This is a genomic window from Cohnella sp. GbtcB17 (assembly GCF_019091135.1).
GTDB lineage: Bacteria > Bacillota > Bacilli > Paenibacillales > Paenibacillaceae > Cohnella.
Genome location: NZ_JAGXJW010000035.1, coordinates 1 through 14053, shown reverse-complemented (window position 1 = coordinate 14053; position 14053 = coordinate 1). Strand labels below are relative to the sequence as shown.

The window sequence follows — 14053 nt, the reverse complement described above, 5'->3', positions numbered from 1 at the left end:
TAGGGGAAATCCGATTTGAACGAGACCATACATTGCTCGCCTGAAGAGAACCTTGAAAGACGGCGCCGCCTTCAGCGGCTGATGACGGCAAGCGGCTTGCAGGCGTGTTTGATTACGCAAAACGTAGGATTGTACTATTGGTCGGGCTCTATGCAGACAGGGTACTTGTTTATTCCCGCGCAGGGCGAACCCACCTATTATGTTCGCCGCAGCCTTAATCGGGCGATGCGGGAGTCCGCGGTCAGGACCGTACCGCTCAGTTCGCTTCGCTCGTTCGACAACGCGCTGACGCGCGATTATCCCGAGCTGTTCGCGGACGGCGGCCGTCCGGCTGTCGGCGCGGACCTCGACGTGCTGCCGGCGCAGCTCTTCCTGCGGCTGCAGGAAGCGGCGCCGAATGTACAATTGCGCGACGGATCGGCCATCATGAGGCAGGTCCGATCGGTGAAGTCGGCAGGCGAGATCGCGCTGATCGAGAAGGCGGCCCGGGCGGCCGCGGCCGCGCTTGACCTGGCGCTCGGCCGGATTCGCGAAGGCATGACGGAGCTTGAAGTCATGACGATCCTCGAAGGCGAGATGCGCCGGCATGGACATATCGGACTGATGCGCATGCGAGGCTACAACCAGGAGATCATGACGGGCATGGTCGCGGCGGGAGAGGCGGCTGCCGAGCCCTCATACTTCGACGGCCCCGCCGGCGGCAGAGGCTTGACGCCGGCTGCGCCGCAAAGCGCGAGCCGGAGGCCGATCGGCGCGGGCGAACCGATTTTGCTCGATATCGGCTGCTGCATCGACGGCTATACGATCGACCAGACCCGAACCGCTGTCATCGGCGACCTGGACGACGAGCTGTCCCGCGCGTACAACGTCTCGGTGCGCATCCTCAGGCACATCGAGTCTTTGCTTAGGCCCGGCGGCGCATCTCCGGAGTCGCTGTATGCAGAGGCGCTTCGCCTCGCGGACGAAGCCGGTTTGGCGGCGCACTTTATGGGGTTCGGCGCGGATCAGGTCCGCTTTCTGGGCCACGGCATCGGTCTCGAGATCGACGAATGGCCCGTTCTCGCACGCGGCTTTGCCGATCCGCTCGAGCCCGGCGTCGTGCTTGCGATCGAGCCTAAGTTTACTTTTCCGGACAGAGGAGTCGTCGGTATCGAAAACACGTACGCGATTACCGCGGATGGCTTTCGTACGCTGACGTCGTCTCCGGAGCGGCTGTACCGTCTGCCTCTCCACTCCTGACAAGTCTATTGCTCTTGGACAATCGTCGCGTTATCTAGTAGGATAGTAGGATAAGCAGCTACGATTAATGTCCGCTTGATCAGGGGAGGGAGAAACGGCATGCTGAAGCTGGGGGAGAAGATCATCATCGTAAACGACCGTTTCGAGCAGAACATGCCCGTCGGCGAATACGGCTATATCATCGCCTATGACCGCAACAACGACAGCGCCTTCGACTATATCATCCGGGTTCCGAATGCGAACCGTCAATATTATGTGCCTGCGTCCGACGTCGAGCTGGAGGAAGTGCTGCTCGAGCTCGAGGCGGAGCGGATCGGCCGCGAGGCGCTTATCGATTATGCATTGGCGACGCATAATGCCGAGCTGTTCAAGCGCATTATGAACGGCGAGACGGATGAAGCCGAAGAGGAGACGCCGCGCGAGGTTCAGAGCCGCGAGGAGTTTATCAGGCTCGTCAATTTGAAGGCGTGGATTTAACATTCCGCTGCAAACCAAAAAAAGCTTCCAATCCGCTTCAACGCGGATTCGGAAGCTTTTTTACGGTCAGGCAATTAACGCTGCGGCGCGCCTGTCTTGACCTCGACGTCGATATCGCCGCGAGTCGCCCTGGAATAAGGACATACTTGATGCGCCTCATCGGCCAGTTGCTGCGTTTGCTCGGCATCGAGGCCAGGCACTGAGACGTTAAGGGTAACGGCCAATCTGAAATCCGCGCCATCTCCTTTGAACAGGGACACCTCGGCCGCTACCTCCGAGCCCTCCGTTTCGATGCCCTTGTTTTTGGCGATCAACTTCAGCGCGCTGTGAAAGCAGGCTGCGTAACCCGCCGCGAACAGCTGCTCGGGGTTCGTCGCGCTGTCGGCCGAAGCCGACGGCTGGGACAGCTTCAAGTTCAGCTTGCCGTCGGACGATTTGACGAAGCCTTCGCGGCCGCCTCTCGAGGTCACTTGCGCCGTATAAATCTTATTCATTTCACATCGCTCCTTTGATGATCGATTCAGACAGAAACGGTCGATGCGGTACGCTCGAACCTGACCGGCATCGGAACGGGCGAAGGCGGACCGAACAGATAGCCCTGCATGAGCGGCACGCCCGCTTCCCGCAAATATTGCCATTCTTCCTCGCGCTCGACGCCTTCGGCCAGTACGACGCCGTGGAAGCGGGACGCCCGCTCGAGCACGTCCTCGATCCGGCGCTGCTTGTCCGCGTCCGCGTCGCAGCCTGCGACCCACTTGCGGTCGAGCTTGATATAGTCCGGCTGCAGCTGCTCCATCGCTTCGACCGTAGCGAATTCGTCGCCTAGGTCGTCCATGGCAAGACGAATGCCCATATTACGATAGGCAGCAAACACTCTATTCAGATGCTTCACGTCGTCCATGCGTTCCGTCTCCACGACTTCGAACACAAAGTCGGCTGGATCCATGCCGCTCATGATGATGCGTTCAAAGGTTTGCTGCAGGCATTGGTCGGGGCGATAAATCGAAGACGGCAGGAAATTGATGAATTTTTTTACCCCGGCCGGCAGCTGGCGCGAGGCGACCCGAATGGCGCTGTTTCTCGCCTCGCGATCCAGGAAAGAGTGAAGGCCGGCCGCCCGGGCCGCTTCAAACAGCTGCGACGGTCTAAACGGCGGCTGCTCGGGCAGCGGCCGCAACAGCATTTCGTAACCGATGGGCGTGCCGCTTAATTGCACGATCGGCTGCATATAGCTCGAAAAACGGCGGTTCGCAATATAATCGACGACGCGATGAGGGCCGAACCCGGTCAGCAGACGCGATGCTTGCACCCAGCCGTCGCTCTCGTCCCGCTCCGTTCCGGCAACAGGTTCTTCGAAGAAAAATCTGCATTCCACCGACTGCTTCTGCGCTTCGGTCAGCCGGCGGTCCGCGACATTCAGCATCTGAAGGAGCTGCTGGTAATGGTCGTATCGGATGCTCCAATTGCCCGATTCGCCCGGAGGACCGAGCAATTCCGTCAACGTCCGCGAAGCGCCTGCATCCCTGGCTCTGAATTCGACGTAGCCGCTGTCGCGCAGCGGCGCCTGCCTTTCGAAGGCTTGACGAGTCAACATCAAAGACAACCTCCCTAGTTTTTTATAATGGCGTATACTCCCGACAACCCCTTATAATTCGATTTAAGTATTTCCCCATTTTTCGCCTTTATGAAACAATTCCGAATGCCAGCTTGCATTGAGTTCCCTCGGCATGTCCGATATAATAATGAGAATTGAAAAGGTATCGCAGCAAAGGAGAGAACAGGCCCATGAGCATCACCGCAAAGGACGTCGAGCACGTCGCCAACCTGGCGCGCTTGACGCTTACCGACGATGAAAAAGAGCAATTTACAGGACAATTGAACGCCATCCTTAAATATGCCGAAAAGCTGAACGAGCTCGACACGGCCGGCGTCGAGCCGACGAGCCATGTGCTGCCGATGTCGAACGTGATGCGCGAAGACGCGCGCAAGGCTTCCTTGCCGATCGAAAAGGTGCTTCGCAACGCGCCGGAGGCCGAAGACGATCAATTCAAGGTTCCGCCCGTACTGGAATAGAACAACTCCGAGGAGGAAGCTGCATTGTCGCTGTTTAACCTGAGATTGTCCGAAGTGCACGACAGGCTTCATCATAGAGATTTGTCCGTTCAGGAGCTCGCCCAAGCTTCGCTTGCCCGAATTGCCGAGACGGATACGAAGATCGGCGCGTTTCTAACGTTGAACGAAGAAGGCGCGCCCGCCCAGGCCAAGGCCATGGACGCCTCGAGCGCGGCCGAGCGGGGGCTGTTGTACGGTCTGCCGGCCGGCATCAAGGACAACATCGTCACCGAAGGGCTTCGCACGACTTGCGCGAGCCAATTTTTGTCCAACTACGACCCGATCTACGATGCGACGGTCGTGGAAAAGCTGAAGGCCGCACAATCCGTCACGATTGGCAAGCTGAACATGGACGAATTCGCCATGGGCGGCTCCAACGAGAACTCCTCGTACCAGCTGACGCGCAATCCTTGGGATACCGATCGCGTGCCCGGCGGCTCGAGCGGCGGTTCCGCGGCTTCCGTGGCGGCCGGCCAAGTTTACTTCTCCCTCGGTTCCGGTACCGGCGGCTCGGTCCGCCAACCCGCCCCCCATTGCGGCATCGGCGGCCCCATGCCCCCTTCCGGGCTCCTCTCCCGCTACGGCCTGGTCGCCTTCGCGTCGTCGCTCGACCAGATCGGTCCGCTCACCAAGAACGTCGAGGATTCTGCATACGTCCTGCAGGCGATCGCAGGTCACGACAAGCGTGACACGACGTCGGCGAACGTCGACATTCCCGACTACACGGCTGCGCTGACCGGCGACATCAAGGGCCTCCGCATCGGCGTCGCCAAGGAATACCTCGGCGAGGGCATCGATCCGCAGGTCAAGGCGCGCGTGTTGGAGGCGCTCAAGACGTTCGAAGCGCTCGGCGCCGAATGGGAAGAAGTGTCGCTGCCGCATACCGATTACGCTATCGCGACTTATTATTTGCTCGCTTCGTCCGAAGCATCCTCGAACCTCGCGCGGTTCGATGGCGTCCGCTATGGCGTCAGAGCAGAGGATCCGGCCAACCTGTTGGACTTGTACAAGAAGTCCCGCAGTGAAGGCTTCGGCCCCGAGGTGAAGCGCCGGATTATGCTGGGCACGTACGCGCTCAGCTCCGGTTATTACGATGCTTACTATAAAAAGGCGCAGCAGGTCCGCACGCTGATCAAGCGCGATTTCGACCAGGCGTTCGAGCGCTTCGACCTCATCGTAGGACCGACGGCGCCTACGACGGCGTTCCGCATCGGCGAGCAGGTTGGCGACCCGCTCACGATGTACCTGAACGATATTTGCACGATTCCGGTGAGCCTTGCCGGCGTGCCCGCGATCAGCGTACCTTGCGGCCTGGCGGACGGACTTCCCGTCGGTCTCCAGATCATCGGCAAGCCGTTCGACGAATCGACCGTGCTGCGCGCCGCTCATGCCTTCGAAGGCATGACCGAATTCCACAAGCTGCGCCCGGCGCTTTAATAGGAGGAACAAATACTCATGTCCACCGTATCCCCATACGAGACGGTCGTCGGCCTCGAAGTGCACGTGGAGCTGCACACGAAGACGAAGATCTTCTGCGGCTGCGAGACCTCGTTCGGGGCGTCGCCCAACAGCCATACGTGCCCCGTATGTCTTGGCCATCCGGGCGTGCTGCCCGTATTGAACCGCCAGGCCGTCGAATACGCCATGAAGGCCGCCATGGCCATCAACTGCGAGATCGCCGACTGGTGCAAGTTCGACCGCAAAAATTACTTTTATCCCGATTCGCCCAAGGCTTATCAGATCTCCCAATACGACGAGCCGATCGGCTCGAACGGCTGGATCGACATCGAGGTGAACGGACAGACGAAGCGGATCGGCATCACCCGGCTTCACCTGGAGGAGGATGCGGGCAAGCTGACGCATATGGACGGCGGCCTCGGCTCTCTCGTCGACCTCAACCGCGTCGGCACGCCCCTCGTCGAGATCGTCTCCGAGCCTGACATTCGCTCCCCGGAGGAGGCTAAGGCTTATCTCGAAAAGCTGAAGGCGATCATGCAATACTGCGATGTTTCCGACGTCAAGATGGAAGAAGGCAGCCTGCGCTGCGACGCCAACGTGAGCATCCGCCCTTGGGGACAGGAGCAATTCGGCACACGTACCGAGCTGAAAAACATGAACTCATTCCGCGGCGTGCAGCGCGGTCTGGAATATGAGGTCATGCGCCAGTCCGACGTGCTGGACGGCGGCGGCAAGGTCGTACAGGAGACGCGCCGCTGGGACGAATCGCAGGGCAAGACGTTCAGCATGCGCAGCAAGGAAGAAGCGCACGACTACCGCTACTTCCCCGATCCGGACCTTGTACGCGTGCAGATCGACGCCGAGTGGAAGGATCGCGTTCGTGCTTCAATTCCAGAGCTTCCGGACGCGCGCCAGGCCCGCTATACCAAGGAGTACGGCTTGCCGTCCTACGATGCCGGCGTTATCACGTCGTCGATGAAGCTGGCCGACTTTTTCGAGGAGTCGTTGAAGTATACCGACGACGCCAAAGCATCGGCGAACTGGATCATGGGCGATCTCCTCGGTTACTTGAACGCGAACAATCTGGAGATCCAGCAGGTTCCGATCACGGGCCAAGGGCTCGGAGAAATGATCCAGCTCATCGCCAAGGGCACGATCAGCTCCAAAATCGCCAAGACCGTATTCAAGGCGATGCTGGAATCCGGCAAACTGCCGCAGCAAATCGTCGAAGAGCAGGGACTCGTGCAGATCAGCGACGAAGGCGCCATCCTCGAGATCGTCGATCGGATCGTAGCGGCTAATCCGCAGTCGGTCGAAGATTTCCGCAGCGGCAAGGACAAGGCGAACGGCTTCCTCGTCGGCCAGAGCATGAAGGAAACGAAGGGCAAGGCCAATCCGGGGCTTGTCAACAAACTGCTCATGGATCGTCTGAAGAATTCATAAGAATGGCTAGAGGAGGCGGCATACCCGACTGCAGGGAGGCCGCCTCTTTTTAAAGCCTGCAGGAGGAGAGCTGGACCGATGCCAACGATAGAGCGGCTGGACCTGACCAGCCAGGAGGACGTCGGCGATCTATGGCGTCTTCAGCACGCCGCTTACCGGATCGAAGCAGAGCTGATCGGCATTCCCGATCTGCCGCCGCTTCACGACACCATCGCTACGCTCCAGGCGTCGGAAGAGACGTTTTGGGGCTGCAGGGACGACGACGGCGAGCTGATAGGCGCGATTGCGGCCGAGCGGGCCAAAGACGGTTCGGGCGTCATCAGCAGAATGATGGTGCATCCCGACCATTTTCGCCAGGGAATCGCCGGCGCGCTCATTGCGCATATGATGCAAGCATGGAGTGAGGTGTCCGGGTGGGAGGTTACGGCCGAAGCCCGCAATCTGCCCGCGATCGCGCTGTACGAGCGCTGCGGCTTCGTCGCGGTCGACACTTTCCATCCGCGCGAAGATATTACGATGATCACCCTGAAGCGGCCGCCCAAGACTTAAGTCGGGCATCCCTCCCCGACGGGAAGCCGTTGCCGCTGCAGACGATCTGCAATTAAAATGTGACTTATAAGGCGTGATACTGAATTGGACAATCCATGGGTAATCGACGATTGGCATCTGATGCTTCGCCTCTTGCTGTCCGTGCTGCTCGGCGCCTTGATCGGCTACGAGCGCGAACGCAAAAACCATGCCGCGGGCTTGCGCACGCATACGCTCGTCAGCTTGGGCTCTTGCTTGATCATGCTGCTGTCGATTTACGGCTTTTCCGAATTCATCGGGCAGTACGGCGTGAACCGGGATCCGGCACGGTTGGCTGCACAGGCGATTACGGGCATCGGATTTTTGGGCGCGGGGACGATTTTATTCACGGGCAAGTCGATCAAAGGTTTGACGACCGCGGCGTCTTTGTGGGTCGTTATGGCGATCGGCCTTGCGGTGGGAGCCGGTTTCTACGTAGGCGCGTCGTTTACGATGTTTTTGGCGCTCGCCGTGTTGTGGGGGCTGAACGTCGTGGAGAAGCGGTACGTCGCCCACCCGCGCGAGTTCGTCTTCACGGTGGCGGCGCAGGCCGATCGGGAGCTCACTGAGCCGATCCGGCTGCTGCTCGAAGCGAAGGAAGCCAAGCTGATTAAAGTGCAATTCGACGAGAGCGCGATCGAGACCAGGGGAGAAGGCGGTATCCGAATCCGGCTTACGATCCGGCTCGGCGATCCGCTGCAGGCGGTATCGCTCGCGGAGCAGCTGCGCAGGCTTGAGGGCATTCGGACCGTGTCCGCGGAGTAGCGCCAAAATTGATGTCGGGGGATGAAGTAATGAATAACGAAAACAATGAATGGCAGCAGCCGCAGGGACAGCCGTCCAATGCCTCGCAGGGTGCCTCCGGAGAGACCGTCTGGACCGATCCGGGCACTCTGCCGTATCCGCCCGGCTACGAGCCAAGCGCGGCGTCGATGACGAGCAAAAAGAAAAGCAAGTTTTTGGCGGGCTTGTTCGCTTTTATTTTCCCGGGGACGGGTTACATGTACTTGGGGCTTATGGGCAAAGGCGTCATGACGATGCTGCTTCTCGCGCTCAACATTTGCGGCGTCGTTTTCGTCGTTCAAGAGATGGAGGGGAACGTGCTGACCGTCGTGCTCGTCAGCCTTCTTCTGCCGATCATCTACTTGTACAATTTGTTCGATACGCTGCAGAGCGCCGAAGCCGTGAACGAGCGGATCGCTTCGGGCGGTTACTACTACCGTCAGCCGCCGCTCGGCTGGGATGGCCGTCCCGCCGCCCGCTCCGAAGGCGATTCGCGCGCTTTCCCTGCGCTCAGCATCGTGCTGCTGGCGGCAGGCGCGGTCATTTTGCTCGGGTCGTCCAACATTCGCTGGCTCTTTCATTCCGCGGGGGCGATGTTCGGCGCGATCGTACTGATCGGCGCCGGCGCCGCGCTCTGGTTGTGGGAAAATCGCAGCCAGCAGGGTCGCAAATCCTAAATAAGAAAAAGGCCGTCACGCTCGTGGCGGCCTTTGCCATTGACAGCGCCTTTTTAAACCGCTTAAAATATAATTTAACCCGAAGGAAAGGCTGTGAGGAGCATGGAAACCCGGATCTATCATGCCGTGGACCAGCTCAAATCCGGAGGCGTCCGGATGACGCCGCAGCGCTACGCGATACTGAAGTACTTGATGGAGTCCACCTCGCATCCGACGGCCGACGATATTTTCAAAGCGTTGTCTCCGGCGTACCCCAGCTTGAGCGTAGCGACCGTCTATAACAACTTGAAGCTGTTCGTCGACGCCGGCCTGATCCGGGAGTTGACCTATGGCGACGACTCCAGTCGGTTCGACGCCGACTTATCCGATCATTACCATGCCATTTGTACCGGATGCGGCGCGATGGTCGATTTTGAGCACGATCCGGTCGTAGAGGTCGAACGCGCGGCGGCAGCGCGTACGGGGTTTCTCGTACAAGGACATCGAATGGAGATTTACGGTCTATGTCCGTCATGCCGCGGGCCGGTATCCTGATTTTTTCGTCAACTTGAACTATATTTGGCATAGACCGCGCCGGGCATCCGGCGCGTTTGTTATATCGGGGGGGGCAAATATTGGTCGAAACCTCTCGGACGTTTCGTTCGTCCTTTAATAGAATAGATATAGGAGAGTGAGAGATTGCAGACGACGATAATGGGCGGACGCGGCAGACGACGCAGAAAAATGACGCCGATTCTGGGCCTGTTGCTATTGTTTTGCCTTTCCGCCGCGGCGGCCGCATTCGCTTGGTGGTCCTCCCAGCCGAACCGGGCTTATGAGAAGCCGGATTATATGGCCAAAGCCCATCCGATCATGAGCGAGGGGGATTGGACCGGCGATTACGCGCTGGGCGAAGGCGAAGGATTGTGGATCCCGTTTCCGCTCGCCAAAGAATTGATCGGGGACGGCGTGCGTTATGAGACGGAGACCGATTCCGTTATTTTAACGTCGGATACGAGCGTGCTTCATTTTAAGACAGGCAAGCTGAGCGCGACGCTCAACGCTAAGCCTTTTAATATGAGTTTCGGCGCCAAAAAGACGGAGGACGGAACGCTATATCTCCCGTTCGCGCCGCTCCAGCAGTTGTTCGGTATGACCGCCGCGACGGATGCGGACACCGGCATCGTCACTTTGGCGAAGCCGGGACTCGCGATACAGAAGGGCGAAGTGCGGGCAAGCGGCAAAGGCGTTAAGCTTCGCAGCGGCGCGGGAAAGTCGAATCCGATCGTGCAGGATCTGCCGGCCGGCACGTCCGTCGTCGTATGGGGAGAAGAGGATGGCTGGTACCGGATTCAAGCTTCCGATGGTTTTGTCGGTTACGCCGGCAAGCGCGACATCGTGCTGGTCGGCGTCGAGGAGACCGCTTCGGGAGCCGTTACCGAGCAAGAAGAGCCCTACGTGCCCTGGAAGGTGACGGGCAAACGGATCAATCTGACTTGGGACGCCATTTATAACGTGATGCCCGATCCTGCCAAGATCGGCGACTGGAACGGCGTTAACGTCGTCAGCCCGAGCTGGTTTTCGCTCACGGACGGCAAGGGCAATATCCGCAGCAAAGCCGATGCCGCTTATTCCGCATGGGCTCGGAACAAAGGCATGCAGGTGTGGGCGATGTTCGGCAACTCGTTCGAACCGGATATGACGCACGAAGCGCTCTCTTCGTACGCATCCCGCAGCTTGATGATCCAACAATTGATCGCCTACGCGCGAACGTTCAGGGTACAGGGCATCAACCTTGATTTCGAAAACGTGTATACCAAAGATAAAGACAACCTGATTCAATTCGTTCGTGAGCTGACGCCGCTGATGCATGAGCAGGGACTGTCGGTATCGATCGACGTGACGCCCAAGTCCAATAGCGAGATGTGGTCGGCGTATCTCGATCGGGGCCGGCTCGCCGATGCCGTCGACTATCTCATTCTGATGGCTTACGACGAGCACTGGGCGGCAAGTCCGGTGTCCGGCTCGGTCGCTTCTCTGCCATGGACGGAAAACGCCATTACGAAAATATTGAAAGAAGACGGCGTCGCGCCGGACCAATTGATCCTGGGCGTGCCGTTTTACACGAGAGTATGGACGGAAAAGACGGACGATCAAGGAAAAGTCGAAGTATCGTCCAAAGCGATCGGGATGGATGCCGCCGGCAAGCTGATCTCAGACAACAAGCTTACGCCCGCGCTCTCCGAAGAGACTGGGCAGCATTACGTCGAGTTCAAGGAAAACGGCGTACTCCAGCGCATTTGGCTCGAAGATGAGCTGTCGGTTCAAGCGAGGGTTCAGCTCGTCAAAAAGTACAAGCTGGCCGGCGTTGCTTCCTGGAACCGCGCGTTTGCGTCGGATGGCATCTGGAGCGTGCTGGATAAGGCGCTGCAGAGTTATCCGTAAGTATTCGAATCTCCACGCAATAGAAAAGGCGCTTGCCGCGAAAGCGGCGAAGCGCCTTTCTTATACCGTCGTCGACGGGGAGGATTCGTGTTCCTTGGCGATCGAAGCGTTCGTCGCCTGGGAGGGATCCCAAGTCAGGATCGTGTGGCAGTACATGCACCGGTCGGTTTTGCCGAGCATCTTGGTGCGCTTGCCGCATTCCGGACATTCGATGACGGGCGCGCTGGTCGATAACATGCCGACCCAGAAGTAGATGAACATGCTCGCGCCGCAGGTGAGAATGCCGATCACCATAAAGATCGCGGCAATAATCTTCCCGACTTGTCCGAACAGGATGATGCCGCTTGTCCCGAGCACCATAAGTCCCATTCCGCCGAGCACCAGCAGCAGGCCCCAAGTGCGCATCGTCGATATTTTGCTGGCCTTCATTTTCATTGCCTGATTGCCCCCATGATCTTAATTCGCCTGTCGGCAGGAAACTTGCTCCCGGCGTAGAATTAAAATAAACTGTCGAGCTATCCTCGAATAGAGATATCTCATTATAGCCTACAAATAGCAGGCAAGCCACTTCAAAGCCTGACTGGGTGGTGAAATTTCATGAAGCGTCTTGAAGACACCAATCTATTTTATACGGCAATGTTCGGCTCCGATGAGCGGCTCTGCGGGCTGTTGCTCGTGAAAAATCTCGAAGCCTCCCCCTCCATAATCGGCGGAATGGATCGAATGATCGTTGCGCTGTACGAAAACGGCTATATCGAAGGCAAGGCGCCGGAGGAGCACTGGAAGTGGAGCGACATGACGATCCTGGTACGCAGGTCTACGCCGGAGCGGCTGGACGCCTGGATCGCCAGCGGGGAGCATTGGCAGCCGTTTTTTCAATGGCTGACCAACGGCGAGGTGCTGCTGGACAGAGACGGCTATCTCGCGAGTACGCGCGACAGGCTCGACCGGTGGCCCGAACGGCTGCGCGAGAGACGTCTCATCAGCGAGTATTCGCGGTTTTTGGGCGCTTATCTGCAGGCCAAACAGAATTTGAAGGATCAACACGCGATGGACGCGTATACGAATATATTGGCGGCGCTGAATCATTGGGCCCATATCGTTATTATAGAAGAGACGCTTCACCCTGAACCGAGCCTGTGGGAGCAAGTAAGGCGCGTAAACCCCGGGATCTTTAAGCTTTACGACGAATTAACCTCGAGCGGGGAAACGATGGAGCAGCGGGTCAATCTCGTGATTTTGGCCGTCGAGTTTGCCGTTCTGACGAAGATGAAGACGTCCTCGTCGCTGCTTTTGCGTATTTTGCAGAGTCGTCCCGAGCCTTGGAGCTTGTCTGAATTGCAGGATCATCCGGCGCTGTCGGACCTCAACCTTGAACTCACGCCATTGCTCCGCAAGCTCGCGCACCGAGGTTACGTGTCGGAAATCACGAGAGGCGTCAAGGAACATGGCCTTCATTTACTCGATCTCCGCTATACGGCGTCGGGTTTCGATTAATCATTATAGTTTGCGCGGAGCCCTCCTGTGAGGGCTCTTTTTATGTTGATAGGCGGTTGACGCCCGGCGAATGGTCGTGTTCAGCTTGCAGGAGGCGAATAGGGAGGCTATAATCAGATCAGTTGATAACGATTCTCATTATCGGAATTAAGGGGGCGTATTAATGTTTCGGAATTCATCCCGCACGGAGGATCTGCTGTTTCACCAGTCCGCGGTTCGAACGCTTGACGATCGCAGGCTTCTCATTTCTCCCGCAGGGCGCGGTCTTTGGAGATCGGCTGAAGAGGGAGGCTGGGAAGCGTTCATGGAAGGCATTCCGCAGAAGGTGCATATCAATCGTCTTGAGCAGGCTTCGTCCGGCGCGATCATCGCTTGTACGAACTATGGACTGTACAAACTGGACAACGACCGTTGGTACGATCTGCGTCTTCCCTTCGTCAGCTATGCGTACAAAGAGATCGGCGGCATCGGTTTTGCGGCGACGGAGCGCGGACTTTGGTGCCGAACGGAAAAAGGGTGGAAAAGTATCGCTTCGCCGGAAAATCCGGTATATGATTTGTTCGCTACGCCTCACTTTATATTTTTGGCCTTGCCCTGGGGAATTGCCATGTACGACCGTTTAACTTGCGCTTGGGAGCAGTTTCCGCTAAAGACGACGATCGTCCGGTTGGCTGCGATGGATGGGGCGCTTCTCGGAATCGCCGAGAGTGGCGAGCTGGCCCTTGGGGATCTGAAAGGCGGCTTCGAACGATTCCGCATGCCCGGCATTTTTGCGTTTAATGCGGTTCGAATCGGTCAAAGTCTGTACTTCTGCACCGATCGGGGGCTTTATCGGGCGGCGAAGCTGCGGGGCCAATTTTCGCTCGTATCCATATCGTTAGGATGTCCGGTTACGGACGTTGACCTGCGGGAAGGGCAGCTGCATATGGCGACGCTTAACGAAGGCATTCAGACCATTCCGTGGCGTTAAAACAAAGCTCGGAAATATTCGACATGAAGTGTTGACGGGGCATGTACATCTGTGATAAATTAGTTCTCGCCGCCTTCGACAGAAGGATACGGCGAACGGCAGCGGAAAAGAAAATGCCGAGCGGTTAAAAAAAGTGCTTGCATTGAACTGGGCTGCTGTGATATATTATTCAAGTCGCCGCTGAGAGGTCGCCGAGCAAGAGGGCCGAGAGCGAAGACAAGATTGCTCCTTGAAAACTGAACATCGAGCGTTAAAACAAACGGACGCTGAAGCCTTTCGAGGCCGAAGCGAAAAGTTATACCAGCTTTATCATGAGCAAGTCGAACTACCCTTTATGGAGAGTTTGATCCTGGCTCAGGACGAACGCTGGCGGCGTGCCTAATACATGCAAGTCGAGCGGATCTCT

The 14053-nt window shown here is 57.9% G+C and carries 15 protein-coding genes and 1 rRNA gene; 13 read left to right on the top strand and 3 right to left on the bottom strand.

Going from position 1 to position 14053, the window contains the following annotated elements; genetic code table 11:
• Positions 1-15 precede the first annotated feature (15 nt).
• Complete coding sequence (locus KVT38_RS19290; RefSeq protein WP_256454879.1) at positions 16-1239, top strand: M24 family metallopeptidase; 1224 nt, start codon at positions 16-18, stop codon at positions 1237-1239.
• Between the two features lie 99 nt (positions 1240-1338).
• Positions 1339-1716: an ATPase gene (locus tag KVT38_RS19285; RefSeq protein ID WP_217595377.1), complete on the top strand. Its 378-nt coding sequence runs from the start codon at positions 1339-1341 to the stop codon at positions 1714-1716.
• 74 nt (positions 1717-1790) lie between these two features.
• On the opposite strand, the gene KVT38_RS19280 is transcribed toward KVT38_RS19285, so the two are convergent.
• Together KVT38_RS19280 and KVT38_RS19275 are read right to left on the bottom strand one after the other, a co-directional pair.
• Positions 1791-2210: an organic hydroperoxide resistance protein gene (locus KVT38_RS19280; RefSeq protein WP_217595376.1), complete on the bottom strand. Its 420-nt coding sequence runs from the start codon at positions 2208-2210 to the stop codon at positions 1791-1793.
• Between the two features lie 26 nt (positions 2211-2236).
• Positions 2237-3310 (bottom strand): EAL domain-containing protein, encoded by a 1074-nt coding sequence (locus tag KVT38_RS19275; protein WP_217595375.1) that lies wholly within the window; start codon positions 3308-3310, stop codon positions 2237-2239.
• 191 nt (positions 3311-3501) lie between these two features.
• Between KVT38_RS19275 and gatC the strand changes: the two genes are divergently transcribed.
• From gatC to KVT38_RS19235, 8 genes are all read left to right on the top strand, one after another.
• Positions 3502-3789 carry an Asp-tRNA(Asn)/Glu-tRNA(Gln) amidotransferase subunit GatC gene (gatC, locus tag KVT38_RS19270; RefSeq protein ID WP_217595374.1) on the top strand — a complete coding sequence of 96 codons (288 nt, stop codon included), beginning with the start codon at positions 3502-3504 and terminating at the stop codon, positions 3787-3789.
• 24 nt (positions 3790-3813) lie between these two features.
• Complete coding sequence (gatA, locus tag KVT38_RS19265) at positions 3814-5265, top strand: Asp-tRNA(Asn)/Glu-tRNA(Gln) amidotransferase subunit GatA (RefSeq protein ID WP_217595373.1); 1452 nt, start codon at positions 3814-3816, stop codon at positions 5263-5265.
• An 18-nt stretch (positions 5266-5283) separates the two neighbouring features.
• Positions 5284-6729 carry an Asp-tRNA(Asn)/Glu-tRNA(Gln) amidotransferase subunit GatB gene (gene gatB, locus KVT38_RS19260; protein WP_217595372.1) on the top strand — a complete coding sequence of 482 codons (1446 nt, stop codon included), beginning with the start codon at positions 5284-5286 and terminating at the stop codon, positions 6727-6729.
• A 78-nt stretch (positions 6730-6807) separates the two neighbouring features.
• Positions 6808-7278 carry a GNAT family N-acetyltransferase gene (locus KVT38_RS19255; protein ID WP_217595371.1) on the top strand — a complete coding sequence of 157 codons (471 nt, stop codon included), beginning with the start codon at positions 6808-6810 and terminating at the stop codon, positions 7276-7278.
• 84 nt (positions 7279-7362) lie between these two features.
• Entirely contained in the window at positions 7363-8061 is a 699-nt protein-coding gene (locus KVT38_RS19250; RefSeq protein WP_217595370.1) for an MgtC/SapB family protein, read from the top strand.
• 29 nt (positions 8062-8090) lie between these two features.
• Positions 8091-8756 carry a hypothetical protein gene (locus tag KVT38_RS19245; RefSeq protein WP_217595369.1) on the top strand — a complete coding sequence of 222 codons (666 nt, stop codon included), beginning with the start codon at positions 8091-8093 and terminating at the stop codon, positions 8754-8756.
• A gap of 102 nt (positions 8757-8858) precedes the next feature.
• On the top strand, positions 8859-9290 hold the full coding sequence (locus tag KVT38_RS19240) for a Fur family transcriptional regulator (RefSeq protein ID WP_217595368.1): 432 nt from the start codon (positions 8859-8861) through the stop codon (positions 9288-9290).
• Between the two features lie 144 nt (positions 9291-9434).
• A complete protein-coding gene (locus KVT38_RS19235) occupies positions 9435-11180 on the top strand; it encodes a glycosyl hydrolase family 18 protein (RefSeq protein ID WP_217595367.1) in 1746 nt (581 codons plus the stop codon).
• Between the two features lie 60 nt (positions 11181-11240).
• Here KVT38_RS19235 and KVT38_RS19230 read toward each other — a convergent pair whose 3' ends face one another.
• Positions 11241-11615: a DUF2614 family zinc ribbon-containing protein gene (locus tag KVT38_RS19230; protein WP_217595366.1), complete on the bottom strand. Its 375-nt coding sequence runs from the start codon at positions 11613-11615 to the stop codon at positions 11241-11243.
• A gap of 162 nt (positions 11616-11777) precedes the next feature.
• Here KVT38_RS19230 and KVT38_RS19225 point away from each other — a divergent pair, with 162 nt between their 5' ends.
• The 3 genes from KVT38_RS19225 to KVT38_RS19215 all read left to right on the top strand — a co-directional run.
• A complete protein-coding gene (locus KVT38_RS19225) occupies positions 11778-12677 on the top strand; it encodes a nucleotidyltransferase-like protein (protein WP_217595365.1) in 900 nt (299 codons plus the stop codon).
• 163 nt (positions 12678-12840) lie between these two features.
• A complete protein-coding gene (locus KVT38_RS19220; protein ID WP_217595364.1) occupies positions 12841-13647 on the top strand; it encodes a hypothetical protein in 807 nt (268 codons plus the stop codon).
• A 331-nt stretch (positions 13648-13978) separates the two neighbouring features.
• Positions 13979-14053 (top strand): 16S ribosomal RNA (locus tag KVT38_RS19215); the annotation flags it as partial.